We start from the raw sequence: 26,188 nt of genomic DNA on the forward strand, positions 1-26,188 counted from the left end.
GCTAGCTGGACATGACAGTCCCGCACCTTGCTTCGTCGCAGGGGCTACTCGCCATGACGAGGATGGATCATCCGGGCCAGCACCTTTGCGAACTCCCTCCGGTCCGCTATTCAGACCATCAAACCAAACAAGAACGTTTCGGGGGATTCCATGTCGCGCGAAGATTTCTGGTTCTTTCACCCGTTCCGGGTGCGCTATTCCGAGATCGACGGCCAGGGCGTCGTCTTCAACGCGCATTACCTGACCTATTTCGACACCACCATCACCGAATATTTCCGCGCACTGGGCTATGACCAATACGCCGACGCAAAGGCGACCGGCATCGACTTCCATGTCGTGAAGTCGCTGATCGAGTACAAGGCGCCGGTCGGGTTCGACTGGGAGCTCGACGTCGGCGCTCGCGTGGTGCGGATCGGCAATTCGAGCCTTGTGTTCGAGCTCGCTATTTTCCGGAAGGGCGGCACGGATGCGCTGGTGACCGGCGAGATCGTGTGGGTCTACACCAATCAGGAAACCCATCGGCCGGTGCCGATCGCGGCATGGATCCGCGACCTCATCGCCACGCGCGAGCGTCATCTGGCGGCGTGAGGCCGCCTCACACCGGCAGGAACCGCTTCAACGCCGGCATGAAGAAGATCCCGAGGTTGATCGCAAAGCCGACGCTCCAGAGGATCGAGCGCAGCGTCGGGCGGTTGCCGAGATAGGTCAGCACATAGGCGATCCGCACGATCAGGAACAGCGCCGCGAGCTCGTCGACGAGACGCTGCGGCGAATCCCTGAATTCGGCAAGCAGGACCGCGAAGGCAAAGAACGGGAAGGTCTCGATGCCGTTCTGATGCGCGCCAAGCGCGCGTTGCGAGAGCGCGTCCTCATAGAAGGCAGGGTCGCGCGGCCGGGAATTGTCGAAGCGGCCAAACCTGATCCATTTGATCGAGACGATCGTAGACAGGTAGAGCAGCAGCGCTCCAAAGACGCACCATTCCGCGAGTGTCATCGTCATTCCCCCCGCCTGGGTGCGACCCTAGCGAAACCGCCCTCATCTTGACAAGTTCGGACCAACGCGCGACCCACAGAGCCATGACCAGTGTCGTCCCCATCGAGGCCGCGAGACCGGCCGCCCAATCCGCCTTGCCGCGCGTCGGCGTGCTCCTGATCAATCTCGGAACGCCCGACACGGCCGATGCGCCGGGCGTGCGGGTGTACCTGAAGGAATTCCTCTCGGATGCCCGCGTCATCGAGGACCAGGGGCTGGTCTGGAAGGCCGTGCTGAACGGGATCATCCTGCGTAGCCGCCCCCGCACCAAGGCGCTGGATTACCAGAAGATCTGGAACACCGAGAAGAACGAGTCGCCGCTGAAGACCATCACGCGGTCGCAAGCCGACAAGCTCGCCGCCGCGCTGTCGGATCGCGACCACGTCGTGGTGGACTGGGCGATGCGCTACGGCAATCCCTCGATCAAGTCGGGCATCGACGCGCTGATCGCGAAAGGCTGCGAGCGCATCCTGGCGGTTCCGCTCTATCCGCAATACTCCGCCTCGACCTCGGCAACCGTCTGCGACGAAGTGTTCCGCGTGCTCGCCCGCCTGCGCAACCAGCCGACGCTGCGGGTGACGCCGCCTTATTATGAGGATGCGGCCTATATCGAGGCGCTCGCGAGCTCGATCGAGACGCATCTGGCGAGCCTGCCATTCGTGCCGGAGCTGCTCGTGGCGTCCTTCCACGGCATGCCGAAATCCTATGTCGACAAGGGCGATCCCTACCAGACCCATTGCATCGCCACGACTGCGGCGCTGCGCCGTCGGCTCGGCATGGACGAGACGAAGCTGCTGCTGACCTTCCAGTCGCGCTTCGGCAATGCCGAGTGGCTCCAGCCCTATACCGACAAGACCATGGAGCGGCTCGCCAAGGAAGGCGTGCGCCGCATCGCGGTGGTGACGCCGGGCTTTTCCGCCGACTGCCTGGAGACGCTGGAGGAGATCGCGCAGGAGAACGCGGAGATCTTCAAGCACAATGGCGGTGAAGATTTTTCCGCGATCCCCTGCCTCAACGACAGCAAGCCCGGCATGGACGTGATCCGTACCCTGGTGCGGCGCGAACTCCAGGGCTGGATCTGATGGGCGTCCCATGAACCGCCGCCGGTGCCTGGCGCTTCTTGGGATGCTCGCAGCGCTGCCGGCGCCAGCCCTGTCGCAGCAGCCGAACGCGACACGGCGGCTCGGCGTGCTCTCGGTCACGGCTGCCGATGATGCGATCGGCCAGACCCGCAGCATGGTCCTGGTCGAGGCGCTCGCCGGCCATGGCTGGAAGGAGCGCGACAATCTCAAGGTCGATTGGCGCAGCGGCGGCGGCGACCGCGCCCGCATCGCGCAGCTCGCCGACGAGCTGATCGCGCTCAAGCCCGACATCCTGCTTGCGGTCGGCACGCCCTCGGTCGAAGAGCTGCGCCGGCGCACCACGACGATCCCGATCGTGTTCGCCGTCGTCACCGATCCCGTCAGCCAGGGCTTTGTCGAAAACCTCGCGCATCCCGGCGGCAACCTCACCGGCTTCACGGATTACGACGGCCCCCTGGCCGGCAAATGGCTGGAGATGCTGACGCAGGTCACGCCGAAGGTGTCCCGCGTTGCCGTCGTCTACAATCCCGCCACCGCTCCGTTCGCGCCCCTGATGCTGCGCACGATCGAGGACGCTGCCCGCGCGCTCCAAATGACGGTCGAGCCCGCGCCGGTGCATGACACGGCCTCGATCGCGGCGCTCGCCTCGCGCAAGGCCGATGGGCTGCTGGTTCTGCCGGATTTCTTCACCATGGCCAACCGCGCCCAGCTTCTGGCGACCGTTGCGGAGGCGCGCGAGCCCGCGGTGTTCTGGAGCCGCACCTTCGTCGACGAAGGTGGGCTGATGTCCTATAGCACCGACAGCACCGAGCAGCTCCGCCGCGCCGCCGACTATATCGATCGCATCCTGAAGGGCGCACGGCCGGCCGATCTGCCGGTGCAGAACCCCACCAAGTTCGAGCTTACGGTCAACCTGAAGGCGGCCAAGGCGCTCGGCGTCACGCTTGCCCCGGGGCTGCTCGCAATCGCGGACGACGTCATCGAATAGAGCTCTCCGTGACGGCGCAAATTGTTAACCTTTGCCACTAAGTCTGCGCCCGCTCGCTTTCAAGAGCCTGTCGCAAATACATATCATGACCGTTCTCTGGCTGTGCTCCTTGTGCAGAATTGCGCCGATACCGACGTGAATTGCGACCGCTGAACCGGTAAGGTCGTGATCCCGACCAATGACAGCGCGGGAAAGGGCTTTTCCCGGCTTCTTGCCCGCCTTGGAGGAGCTATGAGCGGTTTCGATATTTTCGCGATTGTTCTGGTGTTGCTCGTCATCGTCACGCTGGTGGCCGGCGTGAAGACGGTGCCGCAGGGCTATGACTGGACCATCGAGCGATTCGGCAAATACACCCAGACGCTCAGCCCCGGGCTCAATCTGATCGTGCCCTATTTCGATCGCGTCGGACGCAAGATCAACATGATGGAGCAGGTGATCGACATTCCCGAGCAGGAGGTGATCACCAAGGACAACGCCACGGTGACGGTCGACGGCGTCGCCTTCTTCCAGGTGTTCGACGCCGCGAAGGCAAGCTACGAGGTCGCCAACCTCACCCAGGCGATCACGGTCCTGACGATGACCAATATCCGCTCGGTGATGGGCTCGATGGATCTCGACCAGGTGCTGTCGCATCGCGACGAGATCAACGAACGCCTGCTGCGCGTCGTGGACGCCGCGGTGTCGCCCTGGGGCGTCAAGGTCAACCGCATCGAGATCAAGGACATCGTGCCGCCGGCCGATCTCGTCGAAGCCATGGGCCGCCAGATGAAGGCCGAGCGCGTCAAGCGCGCCGACATTCTCGCTGCAGAAGGCCAGCGCCAGTCCGAGATCCTGCGCGCCGAGGGCGCCAAGCAGGGCCAGATCCTGCAGGCCGAAGGCCGCCGCGAAGCCGCCTTCCGCGATGCCGAGGCGCGCGAGCGCCTGGCCGAAGCCGAGGCCAAGGCGACGCTGGCGGTGTCGGAAGCCATCGGCAAGGGCGACGTTGCCGCGTTGAACTATTTCATCGCCGACAAATATATCAAGGCGTTCGGCCAGTTCGCCGACGCGCCAAACCAGAAGATCATCATGCTGCCGGTGGAAGCCGTGAGCATGCTGGGCTCGCTCGCCGGCATCGGCGAGATCGCCAAGGCAACGTTCGGCGAGAGCGCGGCGTCCGCAGCGGCCGCCGCCCGTCGCACCGGCTCGGTGCCGACCACCGGCAGCACGCCGCCCGTGGTACCGCCGCGGCAGGGTTAGTCACCGGCGCATGACCCCGACAGGGGCGTGCGCGAATGATAGAAGGTCGTGTCATGACCGACATGTTCGTATCGCTCGGCACCTGGAACTGGCTGATCTTCGGCTTCATCCTGATGGCGCTCGAGGTGCTGGCGCCGGGTGTCTTCCTGTTCTGGCTCGGGTTAGCTGCGCTGCTTGTCGGGTTGATCTCGTTCGCGGTGGCGATCTCTTGGCAGATCCAGCTCGTGATGTTCGCGCTGTTCGCCGCTGCCGCCGTGCCGGTGTGGCGCCGCCTTGCCCGGCCGAAGCCGGACGCAAGCGCCAGCCCTTTCCTCAACAAGCGCACCGAGGCGTTGCTCGGCCGCGAGTTCACGCTGGAGAAGCCGATCATCGACGGCAGCGGGACCGTGCGCATCGGCGACACGGTCTGGCGCGTCGCGGGCCCCGACACGCCGGCGGGGACGCGGGGGAAGGTGGTGCAGGTGGACGGTGCCAATCTGACGGTGGCGGCGGCGTGATTCTTACCCCCCCCTGGAGGGGAGGTAAGAGCGGGGCTACCTTTTCCACCGCTCGGCAAACCGGTGCAGCGGCATGAATGTCGCGCACAATTCCCGCCCCAGCGCCGTCAGCCCATAGCCTCCACCGTCGCCAAGCTCGACGAACCCTGCTTCGCGCAGCTCTGTCAGCCGCGCCTGCAGCACCGTGGGCGAGGCTTCGTCGCAGGCCGTACGGAGCGCGCGCGAGGTCAGGGGCTCATCGCGCAATTCCCATAATATCCGCAAGGCCCAGCGCCGGCCGAGCAGGTCCAGCAGCGCCATGATCGGCCGCCCGGTGCGCGAACCGCGCACGCGGCGTTCTGATGCTGCCTGTTTCGCCATATCGGGCCCCCTTGCGTTGCGCTACAGATAATGTAGCTTATTGCTACGATAAATGTAGCAACGGAAGCAGCCCATGTCTTCTGCCACGTCCCAGGCCGTGCCGCGCCTTGCGCCGCTCACCCCGCCTTATCCACCGGAGATCCAGCAGCAATTCGACCGCATCATGCGCGGCGCGCCGCCGTTGATGCTGTTCCGGGTGATGGCGGGACACGCCCGCGCCTGGGACAAGTTCCGCGCCGGCGGCTTGCTCGATCCCGGACCGCTGTCGCTTCGCCAGCGCGAGATCGTCATCGACCGCACCTGCGCGCTGAATCGCTGCGAATATGAATGGGGCGTGCATGTCGCTGTCTTCGCCGGGCCGGCCAAGCTCACCGAGGCGGAGGTGCGTGCGACCGTGCAGGGCGATGCAACGTCGCCGTGCTGGTCACCGGGCGAGCAGGCGCTGATTGCGGCGGTCGACGCGCTGCATGCCCGCGCGACGTTCACCGATGAGGAATTCGCCGCGCTGTCGGCACATTACGACGAGGCGCAGATCCTGGAGATCATGCTGCTGTGCGGCTTCTACCGCACGGTGTCGTATCTGGCGAACGGACTGCGGCTGCCGCTGGAGGAGACGGCGGCGCGGTTTCCGGCGTAGCTTTCAATTCCTCAGTGTGAGGGTCTTCTACCTGCTTTGCCGCACGCGAATGACGAGTTGAGACAGCGTGCCTAAGCCACCCCCGCCCGCAGCAGATCGTGCAGGTGCACGATGCCGACCACCTTGCCCGCCTCGGTGACGACCAGCGTCGTGATCTTGCGGGTGTTCAGCACCTCGATCATCTCGGTGGCGAGCATCGAGGGCGGCACCGTCTTCGGCTGCCTGGTCATGATCTCGTCGACCGACGCCGTCAGCAGGTCGGGGCGCATGTGGCGGCGCAGATCGCCGTCGGTGATGATGCCCACGGCCTCGCCCGCATCGTTGACGATGCAGACGCAGCCAAGGCCCTTCGCCGACATCTCGACCACGGCCTCCGACATCTCGGTGCCTTCAGGCTTGACCGGGATTTCCGTGCCCGTGCGCATGTAGTCGCGGACGAATTTCAGCATCGCGCCCAGCTTGCCGCCGGGATGGAAGTGGGCAAACTCGAGCGCGGTGAAGCCGCGGCCTTCGAGCAGCGCGATCGCGAGCGCGTCGCCGATCGCGGCCTGCATCAGCGTCGAGGTGGTCGGCGCCAGATTGTGTGGGCAGGCCTCGCGCGCTTTCGGCAGCTCGATCACGATATCGGCGGCCTGGCCGAGCGAGGAGGCCGCGTTCGACGTGATGGCGATCATGGGAATGGCGAAGCGCGCCGAATAGTTCACCAGGTTCTTCATCTCCGGCTGCTCGCCGGACCAGGACAGCGCCATGATGACGTCGTCGGTGGTGATCATGCCAAGGTCGCCATGGCCGGCTTCGGCGGCGTGCACGAAGAAGGCGGGCGTGCCCGTCGAGGCCAGCGTCGCGGCAATCTTGCGCCCCATATGGCCGGACTTGCCGAGGCCGGTGACGATGACGCGGCCCTTGGCGCTGCGGATCAGGTCGACCGCTTTTGCAAACGTCTCGCCCAGCGGGCCGCGCAGTGCGGCTGCGAGCGCGTTGATGCCGCCGCTCTCCGTCTCCAGGGTGCGGAGCGCAGATTCGACGCTGTCGGGGATGGGGCCGGATGATGTGGTCATCAGCGGTTTCGAACTCGGCATGGTCTGGTCCAGGGAGGAGGGGGCGTTCGCCCGGTCGGCGCCTCCTTAGCATGCCGCGGCCCTGGAGGCGACGAGGGCGCCAAGCTCCTCAACGCCTCATTAACCATAATTGTTTTAACTCCATTAACGATGGTTCCCGCCAGCCGGCGGAGACCGTCAGGAAAGTGTTTGATTTCGTTGGAGTTATTCCACCGTGGGGTCGTCTCCAGGCACCGGCCGGAGCAAACGCGCGCAAGTCCTGCGCGCGGCTTTGCCATGCCTTGCGCTGACGGTCCTCGGAAGCGCCCCGGCAACCGCCCAGAGCCTCACGCCCGATCTGTTCAACCCCAACCGCGGCGGCTTCGCCTCGCCCGACACGCTGCCGACGCGCCGCACGGCGGGCGTGCCGCAGGCGCCGTCGGATGCATTGCCGGCGCTGCCCGATCCCAGTGCCGATCCGCGCAAGGCCCGTGAGAGGCCGGCGACCTCGCGCGTCGGCCAGGTCCCGACCTACGGATTGCCTGCCGCCACCGGCGCGGGCGGCTCCGGCTACGATGCGCTCAACCGCAAGCGACAGCAGCCCAAGCTCTATCCCGGCCAGCCGAAGCCGAAGCGCGCGGCCGGGCCCGGCTCGCCGGTGCCGACCACAGCGCCGCCGCCGTCCACGCTCGGCCTGCCGAAGATCGCGCCGCCGCCATCTGCGTCGGCGAACAGGGCGCCGGTGCCGGCGGCGATGGCAGGCAGCGTGCCCGGCCAGCCGCTGCGCCGCCGCCTCAAGGCGGATGACGATCCGTTCGGCGCCGTCGGCGACTATGCCGGCAGCTTCCTGATCAAGGGCGGGCTCGAGCTCTCCACCGGCTACGACACCAATCCGACGCGTCTCAACAAGCCGGTCGGCTCGCCGGTCTACGTCGTCGCGCCGGATCTCCTGGTGATGTCGGACTGGGAGCGCCACGCGCTGGTCGCTGACCTGCGCGGCTCGTTCTCCGGCTACACCAACAACATGCCGGCGACGGTCGACGGTTTTGCCTCGCCTTCGCCGGTCGAGGCCAATCGTCCCGACTTCACCGGCCATGTCGACGGCCGCCTCGACGTCGATCGCGACCTCAAGCTGACCTCGCAGCTGCGCCTGCGGCTCGCCACCGACAATCCCGGCAGCCCGAACGTGCAGGCCGGCCTGCAGAAATATCCCGTGTACGCTGCCTACGGCACGACGGTCGGCTTCGACCAGACTTTCAATCGTTTCCAGGTCGCCGCCGGCGCCACCGTCGATCGCACCGCCTATACGGATTCGAAACTCACTGACGGGTCGACGTTCAGCAACAACGATCGCGACTTCAACCAATATGGCGGCGTGGGGCGCTTCTCCTACGATCTCAAGCCGGGCCTGAAGCCGTTCGTCGAGATCCAGGGCGACACCCGCGTCCACGACCAGGCCGCCGACCGCAACGGCTATTTCCGCGATTCGAACGGCGGCTATGCCAAGGTGGGCTCGTCCTTCGAGTTCTCGCGCATCCTCACCGGCGAGATCTCGGTCGGCTATTCCGCGCGCAACTACACCGACCCGCGCCTCAGCCAGCTCGCAGGGTTTCTGACCACGGGTTCTCTGATCTGGAATGCGAGCGGCCTCACCACGGTGAAATTCTTCACCGACACGCAGATCGCCGAGACCACCATCCCCGGCTCCTCCGGCGTGCTGGTGCGCACCTACTCGGCCGAGGTCGACCACGACTTCCGCCGCTGGCTCACCGCAATCGGCAAGTTCACCTACGGCACCTACGATTACCAGAACCAGGGTCGCAACGACAAAACCTACTCGCTCGAAGGCAATTTGATCTACAAGCTCAACCGCAACATCTGGGTCAAGGGCACGCTGCGTCACGACATCCTGGATTCGAACCAGCCGGGGTCGAGCTCGCAGGGCACGGTGGTGATGGTGGGCGTGCGGCTGCAGAACTAGTGCGCCTGCCGGCACACGTCGGATGAGATGTAGCGCGGAGGCGTGGCTCTCTCCGCTCGTCATTCCGGGGCGCGCGAAGCGCGAGCCCGGAATCCATTTATTCACCAACCTTGCGTCCGGATGGATTCCGGGCTCGCGCCAAGTGGCGCGCCCCGGAATGACAAAGCCTACCGCGGCAAATCCGTCTTCCCCATCAGGAACGTGTCGATCGACCGGGCGCACAGCCGGCCCTCGCGGATGGCCCACACCACCAGCGACTGGCCGCGGCGCATGTCGCCGGCGGAGAACACGTTCGGGCGCGAGGTCTGGTAGTCCAGCGTGTTGGCCTTGACGTTGCCGCGCGGGTCGAGCTCGACAGAGAGCAGCTTCAGCAGGCCTTCGTGCACGGGATGGACGAAACCCATGGCGAGCAGGACGAGCTCGGCATCGAGCTCGAACTCGGTGCCGGCAATCGGCTTGAACTTGTCGTCGACGTGCACGCAGTGCAGCTTCTTGACCTGGCCGTTCTCGCCCGAGAACTTCTGGGTCAGCACGGCGTATTCGCGCACCGCGCCTTCGGCCTGGCTGGAGGAGGTCCGCATCTTCAGCGGCCAGTTCGGCCAAGTCAGGCCCTTGTTCTCGCGCTCGGGCGGGGCGGGCATGATCTCGAGCTGGGTGACCGACAGCGCGCCCTGGCGCAGCGAGGTGCCGATGCAGTCGCTTCCGGTGTCGCCGCCGCCGATGACGACGACGTGCTTGCCGCCGGCCAAAATCTCCTGGACGCCGCCGAGCGGCTCCTCGGAGACGCGGCGGTTCTGCTGCGGCAGGAAGTCCATGGCGTAGTGGATGCCGGCGAGCTCACGGCCGGGGATCGGCAGGTCGCGCGGAGCTTCCGCGCCGCCGGTCAGCGCCACCGCATCGTACTCGTTGAGCATCTCGCGCGGATCGACATTGCCGTCCGCGCCGACATGGCTGTTGTAGTGGAAGGTGACACCTTCGCCTTCCATCTGCTTGACGCGGCGGTCGATGACGCCCTTCTCCATCTTGAAGTCGGGGATGCCGTAGCGCAGCAGGCCGCCGGCCTTGGCGTACTTCTCGTAGACGTGGACGTCGTGGCCGGCGCGCGCGAGTTGCTGCGCGCAGGCCATGCCGGCCGGACCCGAGCCGATCACGGCGACCTTCTTGCCGGTCTTGACGGCGGCGACCTCAGGCTTGAGCCAGCCATTGTCCCAGGCGCGGTCAACGATCGCGCATTCGATGGTCTTGATGGTGACCGGGTTGTCGTCGATGTTGAGCGTGCACGATGCTTCGCACGGCGCGGGGCAGATGCGCCCGGTGAATTCCGGGAAATTATTGGTCGAGTGCAGGTTGCGCGAGGCCTCTTCCCAATTGCCCTGATAGACGAGGTCGTTCCAGTCGGGGATCTGGTTGTTGACCGGGCAGCCGGGCGTGCCGGGCGCGACCGAGCCGGTGCCGTGGCAATAGGGAATACCGCAGTTCATGCAGCGCGCGGCCTGGTCGCGCACCTCCTTCTCGGAGAGGGGAACGACGAATTCCTTGTAATGCTTCACGCGCTCGGCGACCGGGGTGTACTTGCGGTCATGCCGTTCGATTTCCAGAAAACCCGTGATCTTGCCCATTAAACCCGAAGTCCCTGCCGCTTAACTCGTTTGTTCTCTCACTCCCCATCCAGAGGAGCGGCGCGCTCTTGGCGCCGCGTCTCGAAGGATGGGGGTCCGGATGGTGACCTCACGGTTCGAGACGCAGCTATCGCGCTCCTCACCATGAGGGCTTTTATATTACGCCCCGATCGCGATTTTCGGCTCGGCGTCCGCGTTGGCGGCCATTTCGCGCAGCGCGCGCCGGTACTCGACCGGCATCACCTTGCGGAATTTGGGCAGCCAGTCCTTCCAATTGGCGAGGATGTCGGCGGCGCGCTTGGAGCCGGTGGCTTTCGCGTGGCGCGAGATCAGGACGTGAAGCCGCTCGACGTCGGAGGCGAGCAGGTTCTTGAACACGTCGACCCGGCCATGCGCCTCGAGGTCACCGGCGTGGTTATAGGTACCGGCGTTGATCAGCTCCTCCGACAGCACCGGCTCGAGCTCGACCATGCTGAGGTTGCACAGCCGGTCGAAGTCGCCGGCCTCGTCGAGCACATAGGCGATGCCACCGGACATGCCGGCCGCGAAGTTGCGCCCGGTCTTGCCGAGCACGACCACGATGCCGCCGGTCATGTATTCGCAGCAATGATCGCCCGCGCCCTCGACCACGGCAACCGCGCCCGAGTTACGCACGGCGAAACGTTCGCCGGCGATGCCGCGGAAATAGCACTCGCCCTCGATCGCGCCGTACATCACGGTGTTGCCGACGATGATGCTCTCCTCCGGCACGATGGCGGAGTTCTTCGGCGGCTTGACGATGATCTTGCCGCCCGAGAGGCCCTTGCCGACATAGTCGTTGGCTTCACCCTCGAGCTCGAAGGTGACGCCGTGGGCGAGCCACGCGCCGAAGGCCTGACCCGCGGTGCCCTTGAGGCTGACATGGATGGTGTCGTGGGGCAGGCCGGCATGGCCGTAGATCTTGGCGACCGCGCCGGACAGCATCGCGCCTGCGGAGCGGTTGGTGCTGTTGATGGCGGCCTCGATCTTCACCGGCGCGCCGCGGTCGAGCGCGGGCTGCGCCTTCTCGATCAGCGTGCGGTCGAGCACAGCCTCCAGATGATGGTTCTGGCGCTCGGAGTGATAGATCTTCTGGCCCTTCTCTTCCTTCTGCTTGACGAAGAGCTTGGAGAAGTCGAGGCCCTTGGCCTTCCAATGCGCGACCAGCTTGGTCTGGTCGAGCAGCTGAACCTGGCCGACCATCTCGTTGAAGGTGCGGAAGCCGAGGCTCGCCATGATCTCGCGGACTTCTTCGGCGACGAAGAAGAAGTAGTTGATCACGTGCTCGGGCTGGCCGGTGAAGCGCTTGCGCAGCACCGGATCCTGGGTGGCGACGCCGACCGGGCAGGTGTTGAGATGGCACTTGCGCATCATGATGCAGCCGGCCGCGATCAACGGCGCGGTGGCAAAGCCGAACTCGTCGGCGCCCAGCAGCGCGCCGATCACGACGTCACGGCCGGTGCGGAAGCCGCCGTCGACCTGGACCACGATGCGGCTGCGCAGCCGCTCGCGCACCAGCGTCTGTGGGTCTCGGCGAGGCCGATCTCCCACGGCGAGCCGGCGTGCTTGATCGAGGTCAGCGGCGAAGCGCCGGTGCCGCCCTCGAAGCCCGCGATGGTGACATGGTCGGCGCGCGCCTTGGCGACGCCCGCGGCGACCGTGCCGACGCCGATCTCGGAGACCAGCTTGACCGAGACGTCGCCCGTCGGGTTGACGTTCTTGAGGTCGTAGATGAGCTGCGCCAGATCCTCGATCGAGTAGATGTCGTGATGCGGCGGCGGCGAGATCAGGCCGACGCCCGGCGTCGAGTGCCGTACCTTGGCGATGGTTGCATCGACCTTGTGGCCGGGCAGCTGGCCGCCCTCGCCGGGCTTGGCACCCTGCGCCATCTTGATCTGCATCATGTCGGAGTTGACGAGGTACTCCGTGGTGACGCCGAAGCGGCCGGAGGCGACCTGCTTGATGCCGAGCGCATGGAATCGCCGTTCGGCATCGGCTTGAAGCGGTCGGCTTCCTCGCCGCCTTCACCGGTGTTCGACTTGCCGCCGATCCGGTTCATGGCGATGGCAAGCGTGGTGTGCGCCTCGCGCGAGATCGAGCCGAAGCTCATCGCGCCGGTGGCGAAACGCTTGACGATGTCCTTGGCCGACTCGACCTGGTCGAGCGGGATCGGCTTTCGCTTCTCCTCTTCCGCGCCCTTGATCCGGAACAGGCCGCGAAGCGTCAAAAGGCGCTCCGATTGCTCGTTGAGGATCTTGGCGAAGGCGCGATAGCGTTCCTGCGAATTGCCGCGCGCGGCGTGTTGCAGCAGCGACACCGACTCGGCGGTCCAGGCATGGTCCTCGCCGCGGCTGCGATAGGCATATTCGCCGCCGACGTCGAGCGCGCTCTTGTAGATCTGCGCATCGCCGAACGCGTCGGCATGGCGGCGCACGGCTTCTTCCGCGATCTCGGGCAGGCCGACGCCTTCGACGCGGGTATGCGTGCCGGCGAAGAACTTGGCGACGAAATCAGCCTTCAGACCGACCGCGTCGAAGATCTGCGCACCGCAATAGGACTGATAGGTCGAGATGCCCATCTTGGACATCACCTTCAAGAGCCCCTTGCCGATCGACTTGATGTAGCGCTTGACGATCTCGTAGTCGTCGAGCGAGCCGGGCAGGCGGTCCTTCATCGCGATGATGGTTTCGAACGCGAGGTACGGATTGATCGCCTCGGCGCCATAGCCGGCAAGACAGGCGAAGTGATGCACTTCGCGCGGCTCACCGGATTCGACGACGAGGCCGACCGAGGTGCGCAAGCCGGTGCGGATCAGGTGGTGATGCACGGCGGCGCAGGCCAACAGCGAGGGGATCGGAACCCGGTCGGTGCCGACCATGCGGTCGGACAGGATGATGATGTTGACGCCCTCGCGCACCGCGCTTTCCGCACGGGCGCAGAGCTCGTCCAGGACCTGGTCCATGCCGGCCGCCCCGAGACCGGCGTGGAAGGTGGTGTCCAGCGTGCGCGACTTGAAGTGGGTGTCCGCCACCTCGGAGATCGAGCGGATCTTCTCGAGGTCCGCATCGGTCAGGATCGGCTGACGCGCTTCGAGACGCTTGGTCGTGGCCATGCCCTGCAGGTCGAACAGGTTCGGTCGCGGTCCGATGATGGAGACGAGGCTCATCACCAGCTCCTCGCGGATGGGGTCGATCGGCGGGTTGGTGACCTGGGCGAAGTTCTGCTTGAAATAGGTGAACAGCGGCTTGGCCTTGTCCGACAGCGCCGAGATCGGCGTGTCGTTGCCCATCGAGCCCGCGGCTTCCTCGCCGGTCGCAGCCATTGGCGTCATCAGGATGGCGATGTCTTCCTGGCTGTAGCCGAACGCCTGCTGGCGATCGAGCAGCGACAGGTTGGAGCGCACGCCCGTGGTCGGGACCTTCGGCAGGTCTTCCAGCACGATCTGGGTCCGCTCCAGCCACTCCTTGTAGGGATGGCTCTTGGCGAGCTCGGCCTTGATCTCGTCGTCGGGAATCAGGCGGCCCTGTTCGAGGTCGACCAGCAGCATCTTGCCGGGCTGCAAGCGCCACTTGGTGATGATCTGATCCTCAGGGATCGTCAGCACGCCCATCTCGGACGCCATCACGATGCGTTCGTCCTTGGTGACGAGATAGCGCGCGGGGCTGAGGCCGTTGCGGTCGAGCGTGGCGCCGATCTGGCGGCCGTCGGTGAAGGCGATCGCGGCGGGGCCGTCCCACGGCTCCATCAGTGCGGCATGATATTCGTAGAACGCGCGGCGCTTCTCGTCCATCAAGGGATTGCCGGCCCACGCCTCAGGAATCATCATCATGACGGCGTGCGGCAGCGAGTAGCCGCCCTGCACCAGGAATTCGAGCGCGTTGTCGAAGCAGGCCGTGTCCGACTGGCCTTCATAGGAAATCGGCCAGAGCCGGTTGATGTCCTTGCCGTAGAGCTCGGAGCTCACCGAAGCCTGGCGCGCCGCCATCCAGTTGGTGTTGCCGCGCAGCGTGTTGATCTCGCCGTTATGCGCGATCATGCGATAGGGATGCGCCAGCGACCAGGCCGGGAAGGTGTTGGTCGAGAAGCGCTGATGCACGAGCGCCAGCGCGCTCTCGAAGTCCTTCTCGTGCAGATCGGGATAGTACTTGCCGAGCTGGTCGGCCAGGAACATGCCCTTGTAGATCACGGTCCGGCAGGACATCGAGCAGGGGTAATAGCCTGCAAGGCCGCGGTCGCGACGCTGGTAGATCGCCTGCGAGATCGACTTGCGCAGGATGTAGAGCCGGCGCTCGAACTCGTCCTCGGTCTTGGCGGTGCCGTTGCGGCCGATGAACACCTGCATGCAGGCGGGCTCGGTCGGCTTCACGGTGACGCCGAGCGAGGAATTGTCGGTCGGCACGTCGCGCCAGCCGAGCAGGGTCAGGCCCTCTTCCTTGATCTGGTCGGCGATGATGCTCTTGATGACGTTACGCCAGGCGGTGTCGCGCGGCATGAACAGCGCGCCGATGGCGTATTCGCCGGGCTCCGGCAGAGTAAAACCGAGCTCACCGGCCTTGCGGCTGAAGAAGACGTGCGGGATCTGCACCAGGATGCCGGCGCCGTCACCGGCGCGCGGGTCGGCACCGACGGCGCCGCGATGCTCGAGATTGCAGAGGATGCTCAGCGCGTCCGAGACGATCTCATGCGACTTCTTGCCCTTGATGTTGGCAATGAAGCCGACGCCGCAAGAGTCCTTCTCCAGGCCCGGATCGTACAGGCCTTCGGCTTTGGGCCGCGAATTGTGCTCCTGAATCGGATCGGTCGTTTTCGAGGCGACCGTCGCCGACAGCTGGTCTGCCACGATGTTTGCGCGCTCGAATTGCGACCCGTTCATTGTTCCTGTCCTCTCCGTGCGGCAAGCTGCCTCACCGCCATCTTCGGCGCACCTTGGGCGTTCCGCGGCACCCGCCTCTGGGTCACCGCTCGTCCGCTGCGAGCCGCATTTTCTTAAATTCAGGCCAAGGCGTTCCTCGTCCCCGAGAACGGCTTTGCCCGTTGCCTTATGGTGCTCGAAAGCACCGACTTTCGCTGCAATCCCTGTGCCGGGACCGCAAGCAAAATTGAGACAGTCTTCCTGTCCTAACCATCACCTTGCCAAATTTTTGTCTAGCACACAAGCGCGCGAAAGTCCCGATTCCCGATAAGTCAATCAATCGCTTTCCAAAAGTTGCGCAGCCCCGGTTTTGAAGCAAACGCGCCCCGATCCGGCCCTGTGGACGCCGAAATCCCAAATGAAGCTTCGGATCAACTCTTCGGAAGGCGCGCCACGCCGCAAGAAGCGAAAGAGCGCCAGCCAGCCGGGGCCTGACAGGAGCGTGTCGACCGATGAAGTTTTTCACAGGATGTGTGGCTGCCGCCACGCTGGCGCTGGTCGTGAGCGCCGGACAACGGCAGGGTTTGGCGCAAGTTGCCACCAGCGGTATCGTGAGGGGGACGGTGGTCCTGGTGTCGGATTTCGACGGACCCTACGGGCCTCCCGAGGCCGCGCCGCCGCCGCGTTATGGCTATGGCTACGACGGGCGCGGCCCGGCGCCGGAGGTGTTGCCGCCGACCGAGGTCTATGCGGTGCTGCGCGACAACGGCTTCTCGCCGCTCGGCATCCCGCGCCTGCGCGGCAGCGTGTACACCATCGCGGTGATCGACCGGCATGGCGACGATGGCCGGCTCGTGATCGATGCCCGCGACGGCCGGATCATCCGTTTCATGCCGGCCGCCGACGCCTACGGCATGGCGCCCGGTTATGACGAGCGCGCGGTCGCGCCCTATGGCCCGCAAAGCGCGCTGCCGCCGCCGACCGTGATCCGCAGCGGCCCGCCGCGGCCGCCGGCCGCCATCCCGCATGTTGCGAGCCGCACCGTGCCGTTGCCCAAGGCCGCCCCGCGACGCGGCGAGACGCCGGTCGCCGCCACCAAACCGGCGGAGCCTGCAGCGCCGCAGGCGCAGGCCGCGCAGCAGACCGCTGCCGCGCAGGCCAAGCCGACCGAGGCCGCCGCGCCAACGGTCGGCCAGGTGAAGCCGGCCCCAACCATTCTGCCGACGCAGGAGATGCCGGCGGCGCAGGGGCTGGATTAGCGCTCCGAGCTTGACGCGACGGCAGGCGGGCAAAACAAAAGGCGCCTGAGGAATTCAGGCGCCTTCCTCATTTCAGTGATTCCCTTCAGCTCCGGGGATATCCCGCCGCTTCCAGGATCAAATTCGCCACCTCCTTCGGATGCGACACCAGCGAGAGGTGGCCGGCATCGAGCTCGATCGTGGTGGCGTTCATGCGCTTGGCGAGGAAGCGCTCGAGATCGGGGTTGATGGTGTAGTCGTTCTTCGACACCGCGTACCAGCTCGGCTTGGAGTGCCAGGCCGCCTCACTGGTGCGGCCGGCGAAGATCGAGGCTGCGGTCGGCCATTGCACGGCATAGAGCTCCTTGGCCTGCTCCGGCTTCACGCCATTGGCAAAGTACTTCAGGAAGGCCTCTTCCGAGAGCTTGGTGTAGCCGTCGCGCTCGACGATGCCGGCGCGCGCGGGTCCCGTCGGGAATTGCTTCGACAGCGCGACGAAATCCTCGTTCGCATCCGGCGCGCGGGCGGCAACATAGACGAGACCAGTTACTTTCGCATCGGTGCCGACCTGGCTGATCACGGTGCCGCCCCAGGAATGCGCCACCAGCACCGTGGGACCGTCCTGCTCGGCCAGCGCGCGCTTGGTCGCCTCGACGGAGTCGGCAAGCGACGACAGCGGATTCTGTACGGCCGTGACATGCAGGCCCGCGGCCTGCAGGATCGGAATCACCTCCGACCAGCTCGAGCCGTCAGCCCAGGCGCCGTGCACCAGCACCACGTTCTTGGCTTTCACCGTTTGTGGTGCCTGCGCATGTGCAAGGCCGAGGGAAGCCGCCAAAAGGCTCACGGCGACAAAAAGGCTGCGCCAAAGTGACATGATCGTTCTCCGTCTTGTTTTGGGGTCGATGCCCAAAGGACGGAGGGAGAGACAGCGGCGTTACTCGTCTTCACTGCTCTGTGATGCAGTGCAAAACAAAAACGCCCCGGGGCACCGGGGCGTTTTCATAACTTGGAAGTGGGGCGCGATTTACGCGGCGGCCTGCGCGGCCGAGTTCTCGATCACCTGCGTCTTTGTGCCGGCGTTGATCGCGATCTGGCGCGGCTTCTTCGCCTCGGGAATCTCACGGACGAGGTCGACGTGAAGCAGCCCGTTCTCGAGCGAGGCGTCCTTCACCTGCACGAAGTCGGCGAGCTGGAAAGCACGTTCGAAGGCGCGCGCGGCGATGCCGCGGTACAGCACTTCGTTCTTGCTGTTCTCGTTGGCGACCTTCTCGCCCTTGATCGTCAGCGTGTTTTCCTTCGCGACGATGGAGAGCTCGTCCTTGGCGAAGCCCGAAACCGCAACGGTGATGCGGTAGGCGTTCTCGCCGGTACGTTCGATGTTATAGGGGGGATAGCCCGGGCTGCTGCCGTCCGAACCGGCCTGGTCGAGCAGGTTGAAGAGACGGTCGAAGCCGACGGTGGAACGATAGAACGGGGTGAGATCGTAACTACGCATGGTCAAGTCCTCCATTGAGCGACTGTTGGTACCCCGCCCGCCAATCGGGCCGGGCTTTCGTCTGTGTGCAGCCTGATGTTCCGGTTCCGAAACACTGGTAGCGGCCTGCACGAAGGTGATATGGGTGGAACGAGACGGCGTTCAAGAGGGCGGCATTTGCGCCTTTACGGCGCTTTAGCCCCTTGATTTGCAGCACTTCCCGCCTATGACGCTGGTCTCGATCCCGTCCAACCCCGTCCCCGAAGACGTCGTCAGCGGCACCATCAAAACCCCCGATGGCGTCGAGCTGCGCTTTGCGCGCTGGGCGCCGCCCGCCGGCCGCAAGGGCACAGTCTGCGTCTTCACCGGGCGCAGCGAGCAGATCGAGAAATATTTCGAGACCGTGCGGGACCTGCGCGACCGCGGCTTTGCGGTGGCGATGATCGACTGGCGCGGGCAGGGCCATTCCTCGCGCCGCCTGCGCGATCCGCGCAAGGGCTATGTGCGCGACTTCGCCGATTTCGAGATCGACGTCGAGACGTTCGTGCAGCAGGTGGTGCTGCCGGATTGTCCTCCGCCCTTCTTCGCGCTGGCCCACTCCATGGGCGGCACAGTGATGCTGCGGGTGGCGCATGCGGGCAAGCGCTGGTTCGACCGCATGGTGCTGTCGGCACCGATGATCGACCTGCCCGGCCGCACCACCTCGTTTCCGGTCCGTGCGTTGCTGAAGACGATGCGCCTACTCGGGCAGGGCGGCCGCTATGTCCCCGGCGGCAGCGACCGCCTCACCGGGCTCGATCCCTTCATCAACAATCCCGTGACCAGCGATCCGGTCCGCTATGCGCGCAATGCCGCGATCCTGGAGGAGGACCCGACGCTCGGACTGGCGTCACCGACGGTCGCCTGGGCCGATACCGCCTTCCGCGCGATGCACACGTTCAAGCGCGTCAACTACCCCTCCGAGATCCGCCAGCCGATCCTGATGCTGGCGGCCTCCAACGACACCGTGGTCTCGACCGCGGCGATCGAGGAATTCGCCTATCATTTGCGCGCCGGCTCCCACCTCGTGATCGCCGGCGCCAAGCACGAGATCCTGCAGGAGCAGGACCGCTACCGCTCCCAGTTCTGGGCCGCCTTCGACGCCTTCGTCCCGGGCACGCCGCTGTTCAAGTGAAGATCTTCGTCATGGCCGGGACAAGCCCGGCCATGACGACGAGATCATTCACAGCGTCTTCAAATACTCGATCAGATCGTAGCGCTCTTGCTCCTTGAGCGGGCGGCCGATGGTGCCGTCCTTGCCGGGGCCTGGCGTGCCGTCGAACGAATGGCCGAGATTGCTGTTGCCGAACAGGTCCGTGCCATCAGACGCGCGCGTCGAGAAGCGCGTCTGCCCGGTCTTGCAGCTCTCGCCGTCAGTGACCGCGAAACCGACTTGCTTCGGATCATAGTCGCGACCGCCGCCCATGCAGAACGATTTCGGGCGCTCGGCCGCGGGGCTCAGCATCCAGTAGAGCGAGGGCACCGATCCGTTGTGCAGGTAAGGCGCGGTGGCCCAGACACCGTTGAGCGGTCGCGCGCGGTACCAGGGCCCCGGCTCGTTCTTGTCGGCCGGCTGCGGACCGGGATTCGGGCAGTTCTTGCGCTTGCCCCACCAGGCATCCTGAACCTTCGGGTCGATGTTCGCATCGTCCATCGCCTTGCGGCTAACGATGTCGACGAGCACCATCAGGCCAAGCGAGTACGGCATGTCGGTCGACGAAATATCGGGCAGATTGCAGCTCCACCAGGCATTGAGATTCTGCGTGGGATCGAGCTTGAGGAAGCCCGGCACCTGAACCGTTCGCGTTGCCAGCACGCCCGCCTGAGCGGGGTCGGTGCCCATGCCTTTCACGCTCTTCTGAACCTCATTGAGGAATTTGTCGTTGCCGATGGTCTCCCAGCGTGGCGAGGCCCAGATGCTCTGGGCTGGAAACTCGGCGTCGAACGCCTTGTCGTTGACCGGACCGAGATGACATTCGGCGCAGAGCTCCGCATAGAGCTTACGGCCGCGCTTGACGCGCTCGTCATCGATCTTCCAGGCAGCATCGCCAAAGATGTCCGACGGCCATTTCGGCGATGTCAGTCCGGACAGTTGCTTCTTCGGATAGGGCGGCGACCCCTTCAGCAGATCCTCGATCCAGTTCAGATTCTTGATGTCCATCGAGGAGCGAAATAGCCTGTCCTTGGGGGTATTGTCGGACAGATTGAGCAGCGCGGTCACGCCCAGCGCTTCGCCGGCATTGCGGATCAGCGGCTGTTCGATCGAAGCGTCATATTGCGCGTATTTGAGCCAGGGCACGGTCCAGATCGGCGGGAAGCTGACCGGCGCGTCCTGGGCATGCAGGTTCTTTTCGAAACCGCTGAGGCCGCTGATCGCCATGTCCTGGGCGAAGACCTGATTGCCGATGCGGTTGAGCGCGTCGAGACGACCATATCCCTCCTCGGTGTTCTCTTGCGGCTCTTCCCGCTTTGTCTTCGGGTTGAGCCTCGTCTTGCCGGCGATGGTTTTCGCGTAGGTCTTCTCCCAGTCGATCAGGAATGTGCTGATCGTGCGCAGCTTCTGCTTCAGTGCATCGCGGTCTTCAGCGCTGGCGGAGGGGCCGAGCACGCGATCGGCGAAGCGCGTGAAGCGACCCGGCACGAGCAGCGTGTAGGCAATCGACAGACCGGTCGTGACCTCGAGCTTCCTCAGATCGGTCATGGCCGGACCGCCGTCGAAGCGGATGGCGATACCTTTGTATTGGATCTGGCCGGTGTGGCAGGCGGCGCAGGTCAGGCCGATCCGGTCCTCGCCGATCTGGCCCGTCGCGGGATCGGCGACGCCGGTCATGCGCGCAAAGCCGACGGGCAGGCCGTCGACATTTTCAGCCTGGGCCCCCCAATTGACTGGCGGATCCCAAAGCCGCGCCGGCACCGGCTTGGTCTTGTCATAGACGTTGGCGTAGCCGAATCGGCGCAGCGTGGCATCGTCGGTGTTGATCGTCTGCGGGCTCGGGATGAAGCCGAAGCGCTGCAGATGGTCGCTGTCATGCAGCATGCCGGGCTTTGCGAAGAAATGCAGCCGCGGCTGCTCGAGCGCCATGAACCAGCTATAGGGCACCGGGAAGGTCGCGGTGCCCTGGCTGGCGTGATGAAACCAGTGCCGGTCCTCCAGCGCCCAGTTCTGCTCGAGCCAATATGCAGCCTTGGGTTCGACGAGCTGCGGCAGTGGCGGCGCCACGAGATCGCCGAGGATGCCGGGAAGCATCGGCTGGAATTGATCGGGAAAGCGCAGCGCGACGACGCCAAAGACGAGGAGCGCGGCGGCGAGGCCGCCGGCGGCGCGCAGGATCAGCGAGGGCGGTTTGACCGGCTGGGCGACAACCCTCTGGGTGATCCTGTCCGGGAATTTGCGCTCGTTGAACAATGTCCTCACCTCGGCCACGCTGAGATAGCGGTCGTCACCCTGACCCTTGCCCATGATCTTGAGCAGGATCGGCCATTCGAACTTCATCAGGATCCGGTAGTACCAGCGCGCTTGATTGCCGGCGCGCTTGAGGTTGTCCTTCATGAAGGTCTGGATTTGCGAGGCGTTGAGCCCGGTCTCAGTGCCGCCGCCATCGGGGTCGGCATAGGTGCTGCCGAAACTGGCGAATCGTGCGATCTCGTTCTCGTTGACGCGCCCGTCGACGCCAAGGATGCGGGAGCCGGCACCGAGCTTGTCGAGTGGGCCGCCGCGCAGCCTATCGAGCTGCGCGCCCCAGAAGATGCTTTGCAGGATGTGACAGGCGCCATTGGCGATCAGCGTGACGCCACGGACCTGGATGCGGGCCGAGGTCTTCTTCAGCCCGGTCTCGCCGCTTGCATTGGCGATGGTCTGCGACAGCGTTCGCAGCGGGACAGCGCCGCCCTCGACAAAGCCTTCGCCGACGAGGCCGCGCAGGAAGGGGCAGGGATTGTTCGGCGAGACCTGGATGGAGGGGTTGAAAGGCAGCTTCGAAGCGGGGTCGTGCATGGCCCAAAATCCTGAAAACGGCGAATCGTGAAATGCCGCGCCGATCAAGCGCGGAAAGTCCTAACAAACCGACAGCGAGCTATACTACTTGGGCGTGTGGTGGAGTGTGGCCGAATTCACTGTCCTGTCAACATAGGCAGGTGTGTTTCGGTCGAGAGGTGTGGAAACGGCCGCAGGGGGACTGCGCCCGCGGTCAGGATTCGGCGGCGCGTTTGACGTCGCTCTGGACCAGGGTCAGCTTGCCGAGCGGCACGCCCGCCTTCAGCAGCCCCTCGCGATAATGGGCGAGATGCTCGGGCTTCTTCCAATGGAAGTTGCGCAGGTGACGGTCGACGTTGAGGGTCGGGTAGTTGCTCATCAGCACGCGGGCGGCTTCGCTTGCCTCGTCGCTTCGCCCCAGCTGCGCCAACGCAGCGGCACGGATTGCCAGCGCCTGCATGTGGTTTGGGTTGATGTAGAGCTGCTCGCGCGCCCAGGACAGGGTCGCGTCATATTGGCGCAACAGGTAGTGACTGAAGGCGTTCAGCGCCGCCCATTGATAGCGCGGGTCGCTGTTGTCGCGCTGCGCGGCCATCGAGAACAGCTCGATCGCCTCGCGGTGCTCGCCGACGACGAAATGGCAGATGCCGAGCACGCCGCGCGCGCCGTTGTCGTAGGGGTTGAGCGCGACCGCGCGCTTGGCGGCGTCCATCGCGGCCTCGTAATGTCCCTCCATGGCGTGGACCCAGGACAGGATCGAGAACGCGAAGGAGGAGCGCGGGTCGAGGCGGACGCTGGTTTCTGCGAGGTTCATCGCCTCGGCCCACATCTCGCGCGTGCCCTTGACCCAGCCGAATTGGATGCTCTGGATCTGGATCGTGGCGAGATAGGCATGCGCGATCGACAGTTTGGGATCGAGCCCGATGGCCTCCCGGAACAGCTCGACGGCGGCGGCGAGGTCTTCCTTGGTCTGCCGGTAGTAGTGCGACAGTCCCTTGAGGAAACGGTCCCAGGCGGTCACGTCGGTGCTCAGGCGCGCCGGCGCGGAGGCCTCGGCCCGGACGATCTCGGTGGCGATGGCGGCGGACAGGTTGGTGGTGATCTCGTCCTGCATCGCGAAGAGATCGCCGATGTCGCGGTCGTAGCGGCCGGTCCAGAGCTGCTCGCCGGTCTCCGGCGCGATCAGCTCCGCGGTGACGCGGATCTTGGCGCCGGCGCGCCGCACCGAACCCTGGATCAGATAGGTGGCGTCGATCTCGCGCGCGATCAGGCGCGTGCTGGTGTTCTTGCCCTTGAAGGCGAAGGTCGAGTTGCGGCTCAGCACGCGATAGAAGGATTGCAGCGCTAGCGCGTGGATCAGATCCTCGGTGAGGCCGTCGGAGAAATATTCGTCCTGGGCGTCGCTGAGATTGGCGAAGGGCAGCACGCCGACGATCGCGGTGCGGTACTGCTGCGAGAGGGTGGAGGCCTCCCGGAGCTCGGGCGCGAGCGCCGGTGCCCCCTCGGACGTCCAGGTGAAGACCCCGACCGGATCCTTGATGTTCTTGAAGCGGTGGTTGCCGGCATCAGTCAGCGGAACGGTGAGATGCTTGCTTGCCTCGCGATAGGCCTTGGCCGAGATCGCGAAGCCGCCAGGGCTCGCAACCGATTCGAGACGAACGGCAATGTTGACGTCGTCACCGAACACTTCGTCCTCGTCGGCGATGACGTCGCCCATGTGGATGCCGAGCCGGAACTGCATGGCGCGGTCGGCGGGCAGATGTTGGTTGCGCTCCGCCATCAGCGTCTGCATCGCGATCGCGGCCTCGGTGGCGCCGACGATCGAAGCGAACTCGAGCAGGAAGCCGTCGCCGGTGTTCTTCACGACGCGGCCGCCGTGATTGAGGATGATGGGATGGATCGCCGCGCGATGGGCCTTGAAGGCGGCATGGGTGCCGGCCTCGTCGCTGCCCATCATGCGCGAGTAGCCGACGACATCGGCGCAGACGATGGCGGCCAGACGTCTTTCCATATTCTCGGAGCTCCAAGGGAGGACAGACCGGCCACACAACGTGGCAAGTCGCCTCGAATCCCGCATTTCAAGAACTCTGCCTTTATAGAGCAGATGAGGCCGAGCGGAAGTATGATCCGCATTGCAAATTCGAGGTAAATCCTACGCGATTCCGGCGGTGGACGGGGAGGAATGAACCGACTAAGCGGAATTGCGACCGCCCGGACGGCGGCAGGGGGCTCGTATGCTGGGCATTCACGAAATCTGGCTGTTCATCCTGTCGGGCGTGCTGCTCAACATTACGCCGGGGCCGGACTCGGTCTACGTCATTGGCCGCAGCATGCAGATGGGGTGGCGGGGTGGTGCCGCCGCCGCATTCGGCATCAGTTGCGGTTGTTTTGTCCATGTTGCGGGCGCTGCGATCGGCCTTTCGGCCTTGCTGATGGCCTCCTCGACCGCCTTCTCGATCCTGAAGCTGGTCGGGGCGGCCTATCTGGTCGTCACGGGACTGCAGATGCTGTGGTCGCGTCCGGTGCTGGCGGCGGCGATCGACGAGCCGATGCGGAGCTCGCTGCGGCGGGGCTTCCTTCAGGGGGGCTTCACCAACGCACTCAATCCCAAGGTCGCGCTGTTCTTCCTGGCGTTCCTGCCGCAATTCGTCGCAGCCGATGCACCGCATAAGCCGCTCGCCTTCCTGACGCTCGGCCTGATCTTCATCTTCACGGGAACGCTGTGGTGCCTGGTGCTGGCGGCGTTTGCGGCCAAGGCTGCCCACCGTCTGCGCAGCTCGGAGGGCGCCATCGCCTGGGTCAACCGCGCGCTCGGCGGCCTCTTCATCTATCTCGGCATCCGCGTCGCCATGCTGGAGAGCCGGTAACTCCTTCAAACGGATGAGATGCGGCCTCGATCGAAGCCGCGGCCGGGAGGTTTCGATGATTCGTGGAAGCTGTCTGTGCGGCGCCGTGCATTTCGAGATCGACAAGGTGCGGGCGCTGACGCACTGCCACTGCGCCAATTGCCGCAAACTGACCGGCGCGGCTTTTGCCACCTACGCCCATGTCGATGCCGGCAAGTTTCGCTTCGTGACGGGCGAAGACATGACGGTGGCTTACCAATCCGCGCCGGGCAGTTTCCGCCATCGCTGCAAGATTTGCGGCTGCCTGACGCCGGGCAAGGCCAGCTACCTGCCGACCATCAGCATCCCCGCCGGCCTGCTCGACGATGACCCGCAAGCCAGGCCCCGCCTGCACGTCTTCACCTCCTCGCGCGCGCCATGGTGGACGATCCATGACGATCTGCCCCAGCACGAGAAATGGGTGCCGGGCTTTGAGCCGAAATCGTAGGCTTCAGGCGAACTCCTTTGCCAGCGCGCCGCCGGCCAGATAAAGGCCGAGCAGGATCATCGCGATCAGGAACCAGCGGCGGAAGGCTTCCGCCGGCATCCGCGCTCGTACCGATTGGCCGATGAACATGCCGGCAAAGGCCATGGTGAGCCCGATGGCGCCCGGCACCGCGTTGGCCGGCGTCAGCAATCCGCCGGCGGTGAGATTGAAGGCGAGCGCCAGCGTCGCGGTGGTGAAGAAGACGCCGAGCGCCTGCACCAGCTCGTCCTTCTCCATGCCGATCGCCTGCATGAACGGCATCGAGGGGATCACCTGCACGCCGGTCGAGGCCGAGATCACGCCGGTGACGATGCCGACCACACCGCCGACCCATTTCTCGTTCTGGGGCGCGACGCGGAACTGGAATTTGTTCAGCCCGATCACGGCGTAGGTGACAAGCAGGACGCCGAGCACGATCGTGCCGTAGCGCGCATGCGGGCCTGTCAGCGCGCCGGCATTGAGCCAGCAGCCGACCACGGTGCCGATCATCAGCGGCCACAGCCGCCGCAGGATATCGCGCAGATAGGGGCCGACGAAAGTCTGCCAGATGTTGGTGACGATGGCCGGCACAATCACGATGGCAATGGCACGGCCCGGTGCCATGCTCACGGCGAGCAGGCCCATGGACACCGTCGGCAGGCCGAGCCCGATCACGCCCTTGACGAATCCGGCGAGCAGGAAGACGGCGGCGATGAGGATGAGGAGCGGGTCGATCATGCCGGCACATTGACCGAAGCAGCGCGGGCGCA

Annotated in this window: 22 protein-coding genes and 1 pseudogene; 11 read left to right on the forward strand and 12 right to left on the reverse strand. The window is 65.2% G+C overall.

Going from position 1 to position 26,188, the window contains the following annotated elements:
* Window positions 1-150 precede the first annotated feature (150 nt).
* On the forward strand, window positions 151-588 hold the full coding sequence (locus X268_RS02200; RefSeq protein WP_128923414.1) for an acyl-CoA thioesterase: 438 nt from the start codon (window positions 151-153) through the stop codon (window positions 586-588).
* Between the two features lie 7 nt (window positions 589-595).
* Here the strand turns inward: X268_RS02200 and X268_RS02205 are convergent, their stop codons facing one another.
* Window positions 596-994, reverse strand: coding sequence for an MAPEG family protein (locus X268_RS02205; protein WP_128929116.1), 399 nt, complete (start codon window positions 992-994; stop codon window positions 596-598).
* A gap of 83 nt (window positions 995-1,077) precedes the next feature.
* Between X268_RS02205 and hemH the strand changes: the two genes are divergently transcribed.
* From hemH to X268_RS02225, 4 genes are all read left to right on the forward strand, one after another.
* Window positions 1,078-2,115 carry a ferrochelatase gene (gene hemH, locus X268_RS02210; protein WP_128923415.1) on the forward strand — a complete coding sequence of 346 codons (1,038 nt, stop codon included), beginning with the start codon at window positions 1,078-1,080 and terminating at the stop codon, window positions 2,113-2,115.
* 10 nt (window positions 2,116-2,125) lie between these two features.
* Complete coding sequence (locus X268_RS02215; RefSeq protein WP_128923416.1) at window positions 2,126-3,103, forward strand: ABC transporter substrate binding protein; 978 nt, start codon at window positions 2,126-2,128, stop codon at window positions 3,101-3,103.
* Window positions 3,104-3,334: 231 nt separating this feature from the next.
* The gene (locus X268_RS02220; RefSeq protein ID WP_128923417.1) at window positions 3,335-4,339 is read left to right on the forward strand and encodes an SPFH domain-containing protein; all 1,005 of its coding nucleotides are present in this window, start codon (window positions 3,335-3,337) and stop codon (window positions 4,337-4,339) included.
* A 53-nt stretch (window positions 4,340-4,392) separates the two neighbouring features.
* A complete protein-coding gene (locus tag X268_RS02225) occupies window positions 4,393-4,836 on the forward strand; it encodes an NfeD family protein (protein ID WP_128923418.1) in 444 nt (147 codons plus the stop codon).
* Window positions 4,837-4,872: 36 nt separating this feature from the next.
* Here X268_RS02225 and X268_RS02230 read toward each other — a convergent pair whose 3' ends face one another.
* A complete protein-coding gene (locus tag X268_RS02230) occupies window positions 4,873-5,196 on the reverse strand; it encodes a winged helix-turn-helix transcriptional regulator (RefSeq protein ID WP_128923419.1) in 324 nt (107 codons plus the stop codon).
* Between the two features lie 73 nt (window positions 5,197-5,269).
* Between X268_RS02230 and X268_RS02235 the strand changes: the two genes are divergently transcribed.
* Window positions 5,270-5,833: a carboxymuconolactone decarboxylase family protein gene (locus X268_RS02235; RefSeq protein WP_128923420.1), complete on the forward strand. Its 564-nt coding sequence runs from the start codon at window positions 5,270-5,272 to the stop codon at window positions 5,831-5,833.
* A 71-nt stretch (window positions 5,834-5,904) separates the two neighbouring features.
* On the opposite strand, the gene X268_RS02240 is transcribed toward X268_RS02235, so the two are convergent.
* On the reverse strand, window positions 5,905-6,912 hold the full coding sequence (locus tag X268_RS02240; RefSeq protein WP_128923421.1) for a KpsF/GutQ family sugar-phosphate isomerase: 1,008 nt from the start codon (window positions 6,910-6,912) through the stop codon (window positions 5,905-5,907).
* 193 nt (window positions 6,913-7,105) lie between these two features.
* Here X268_RS02240 and X268_RS02245 point away from each other — a divergent pair, with 193 nt between their 5' ends.
* Window positions 7,106-8,851 (forward strand): outer membrane beta-barrel protein, encoded by a 1,746-nt coding sequence (locus X268_RS02245; protein WP_128923422.1) that lies wholly within the window; start codon window positions 7,106-7,108, stop codon window positions 8,849-8,851.
* A gap of 167 nt (window positions 8,852-9,018) precedes the next feature.
* Here X268_RS02245 and X268_RS02255 read toward each other — a convergent pair whose 3' ends face one another.
* The 4 genes and pseudogenes from X268_RS02255 to X268_RS40825 form a co-directional block, all read right to left on the reverse strand.
* Window positions 9,019-10,470: a glutamate synthase subunit beta gene (locus tag X268_RS02255; protein ID WP_128923423.1), complete on the reverse strand. Its 1,452-nt coding sequence runs from the start codon at window positions 10,468-10,470 to the stop codon at window positions 9,019-9,021.
* A 159-nt stretch (window positions 10,471-10,629) separates the two neighbouring features.
* Entirely contained in the window at window positions 10,630-11,724 is a 1,095-nt protein-coding gene (locus X268_RS40815; protein WP_430648393.1) for a GltB/FmdC/FwdC-like GXGXG domain-containing protein, read from the reverse strand.
* A gap of 42 nt (window positions 11,725-11,766) precedes the next feature.
* A pseudogene (locus X268_RS40820) lies at window positions 11,767-12,392 on the reverse strand (glutamate synthase-related protein); the annotation flags it as partial.
* Window positions 12,389-15,361 carry a glutamate synthase central domain-containing protein gene (locus tag X268_RS40825; protein ID WP_430648252.1) on the reverse strand — a complete coding sequence of 991 codons (2,973 nt, stop codon included), beginning with the start codon at window positions 15,359-15,361 and terminating at the stop codon, window positions 12,389-12,391. The gene X268_RS40825 and the pseudogene X268_RS40820, both read right to left, overlap by 4 nt.
* Window positions 15,362-15,852: 491 nt before the next feature.
* On the opposite strand from X268_RS40825, the gene X268_RS02265 reads away from it, so the two are divergent.
* Window positions 15,853-16,599, forward strand: coding sequence for a hypothetical protein (locus X268_RS02265; protein WP_128923424.1), 747 nt, complete (start codon window positions 15,853-15,855; stop codon window positions 16,597-16,599).
* An 85-nt stretch (window positions 16,600-16,684) separates the two neighbouring features.
* Here X268_RS02265 and X268_RS02270 read toward each other — a convergent pair whose 3' ends face one another.
* Together X268_RS02270 and X268_RS02275 are read right to left on the reverse strand one after the other, a co-directional pair.
* Window positions 16,685-17,455, reverse strand: coding sequence for an alpha/beta fold hydrolase (locus X268_RS02270; protein ID WP_128923425.1), 771 nt, complete (start codon window positions 17,453-17,455; stop codon window positions 16,685-16,687).
* Window positions 17,456-17,605: 150 nt separating this feature from the next.
* Window positions 17,606-18,076 carry an Hsp20 family protein gene (locus tag X268_RS02275; RefSeq protein ID WP_164937478.1) on the reverse strand — a complete coding sequence of 157 codons (471 nt, stop codon included), beginning with the start codon at window positions 18,074-18,076 and terminating at the stop codon, window positions 17,606-17,608.
* Window positions 18,077-18,281: 205 nt separating this feature from the next.
* On the opposite strand from X268_RS02275, the gene X268_RS02280 reads away from it, so the two are divergent.
* Window positions 18,282-19,229 carry an alpha/beta fold hydrolase gene (locus tag X268_RS02280; RefSeq protein WP_128923427.1) on the forward strand — a complete coding sequence of 316 codons (948 nt, stop codon included), beginning with the start codon at window positions 18,282-18,284 and terminating at the stop codon, window positions 19,227-19,229.
* 48 nt (window positions 19,230-19,277) lie between these two features.
* Here X268_RS02280 and X268_RS02285 read toward each other — a convergent pair whose 3' ends face one another.
* Both X268_RS02285 and X268_RS02290 read right to left on the reverse strand, forming a co-directional pair.
* On the reverse strand, window positions 19,278-22,088 hold the full coding sequence (locus X268_RS02285; protein ID WP_128923428.1) for a di-heme-cytochrome C peroxidase: 2,811 nt from the start codon (window positions 22,086-22,088) through the stop codon (window positions 19,278-19,280).
* A 193-nt stretch (window positions 22,089-22,281) separates the two neighbouring features.
* Complete coding sequence (locus X268_RS02290; RefSeq protein ID WP_164937479.1) at window positions 22,282-24,078, reverse strand: adenylate/guanylate cyclase domain-containing protein; 1,797 nt, start codon at window positions 24,076-24,078, stop codon at window positions 22,282-22,284.
* A 223-nt stretch (window positions 24,079-24,301) separates the two neighbouring features.
* On the opposite strand from X268_RS02290, the gene X268_RS02295 reads away from it, so the two are divergent.
* Entirely contained in the window at window positions 24,302-24,934 is a 633-nt protein-coding gene (locus X268_RS02295; protein WP_128923430.1) for a LysE family translocator, read from the forward strand.
* Window positions 24,935-24,989: 55 nt separating this feature from the next.
* Window positions 24,990-25,400 carry a GFA family protein gene (locus X268_RS02300; RefSeq protein ID WP_128923431.1) on the forward strand — a complete coding sequence of 137 codons (411 nt, stop codon included), beginning with the start codon at window positions 24,990-24,992 and terminating at the stop codon, window positions 25,398-25,400.
* 3 nt (window positions 25,401-25,403) lie between these two features.
* On the opposite strand, the gene X268_RS02305 is transcribed toward X268_RS02300, so the two are convergent.
* Window positions 25,404-26,156: a sulfite exporter TauE/SafE family protein gene (locus tag X268_RS02305; protein ID WP_128923432.1), complete on the reverse strand. Its 753-nt coding sequence runs from the start codon at window positions 26,154-26,156 to the stop codon at window positions 25,404-25,406.
* Window positions 26,157-26,188 lie beyond the last annotated feature (32 nt).

The sequence above is a fragment of the Bradyrhizobium guangxiense genome (genome assembly GCF_004114915.1).
Classification (GTDB): domain Bacteria; phylum Pseudomonadota; class Alphaproteobacteria; order Rhizobiales; family Xanthobacteraceae; genus Bradyrhizobium; species Bradyrhizobium guangxiense.

Bases quoted from the DNA above. Each gene is read 5' to 3' on its own strand.
- X268_RS02290 (WP_164937479.1), bottom strand. From the start codon at position 24,078: ATGGAAAGACGTCTGGCCGCCATCGTCTGCGCCGATGTCGTCGGCTAC.
- X268_RS02275 (WP_164937478.1), bottom strand. From the start codon at position 18,076: ATGCGTAGTTACGATCTCACCCCGTTCTATCGTTCCACCGTCGGCTTC.
- X268_RS40815 (WP_430648393.1), bottom strand. From the start codon at position 11,724: ATGGCGAGCCTCGGCTTCCGCACCTTCAACGAGATGGTCGGCCAGGTT.
- X268_RS02205 (WP_128929116.1), bottom strand. From the start codon at position 994: ATGACACTCGCGGAATGGTGCGTCTTTGGAGCGCTGCTGCTCTACCTG.
- X268_RS02200 (WP_128923414.1), top strand. From the start codon at position 151: ATGTCGCGCGAAGATTTCTGGTTCTTTCACCCGTTCCGGGTGCGCTAT.
- X268_RS40825 (WP_430648252.1), bottom strand. From the start codon at position 15,361: ATGAACGGGTCGCAATTCGAGCGCGCAAACATCGTGGCAGACCAGCTG.
- X268_RS02295 (WP_128923430.1), top strand. From the start codon at position 24,302: ATGCTGGGCATTCACGAAATCTGGCTGTTCATCCTGTCGGGCGTGCTG.
- X268_RS02300 (WP_128923431.1), top strand. From the start codon at position 24,990: ATGATTCGTGGAAGCTGTCTGTGCGGCGCCGTGCATTTCGAGATCGAC.
- X268_RS02280 (WP_128923427.1), top strand. From the start codon at position 18,282: ATGACGCTGGTCTCGATCCCGTCCAACCCCGTCCCCGAAGACGTCGTC.
- X268_RS02285 (WP_128923428.1), bottom strand. From the start codon at position 22,088: ATGCACGACCCCGCTTCGAAGCTGCCTTTCAACCCCTCCATCCAGGTC.
- X268_RS02265 (WP_128923424.1), top strand. From the start codon at position 15,853: ATGAAGTTTTTCACAGGATGTGTGGCTGCCGCCACGCTGGCGCTGGTC.
- X268_RS02220 (WP_128923417.1), top strand. From the start codon at position 3,335: ATGAGCGGTTTCGATATTTTCGCGATTGTTCTGGTGTTGCTCGTCATC.
- X268_RS02215 (WP_128923416.1), top strand. From the start codon at position 2,126: ATGAACCGCCGCCGGTGCCTGGCGCTTCTTGGGATGCTCGCAGCGCTG.
- X268_RS02230 (WP_128923419.1), bottom strand. From the start codon at position 5,196: ATGGCGAAACAGGCAGCATCAGAACGCCGCGTGCGCGGTTCGCGCACC.
- X268_RS02255 (WP_128923423.1), bottom strand. From the start codon at position 10,470: ATGGGCAAGATCACGGGTTTTCTGGAAATCGAACGGCATGACCGCAAG.
- hemH (WP_128923415.1), top strand. From the start codon at position 1,078: ATGACCAGTGTCGTCCCCATCGAGGCCGCGAGACCGGCCGCCCAATCC.
- X268_RS02235 (WP_128923420.1), top strand. From the start codon at position 5,270: ATGTCTTCTGCCACGTCCCAGGCCGTGCCGCGCCTTGCGCCGCTCACC.
- X268_RS02225 (WP_128923418.1), top strand. From the start codon at position 4,393: ATGACCGACATGTTCGTATCGCTCGGCACCTGGAACTGGCTGATCTTC.
- X268_RS02305 (WP_128923432.1), bottom strand. From the start codon at position 26,156: ATGATCGACCCGCTCCTCATCCTCATCGCCGCCGTCTTCCTGCTCGCC.
- X268_RS02270 (WP_128923425.1), bottom strand. From the start codon at position 17,455: ATGTCACTTTGGCGCAGCCTTTTTGTCGCCGTGAGCCTTTTGGCGGCT.
- X268_RS02240 (WP_128923421.1), bottom strand. From the start codon at position 6,912: ATGCCGAGTTCGAAACCGCTGATGACCACATCATCCGGCCCCATCCCC.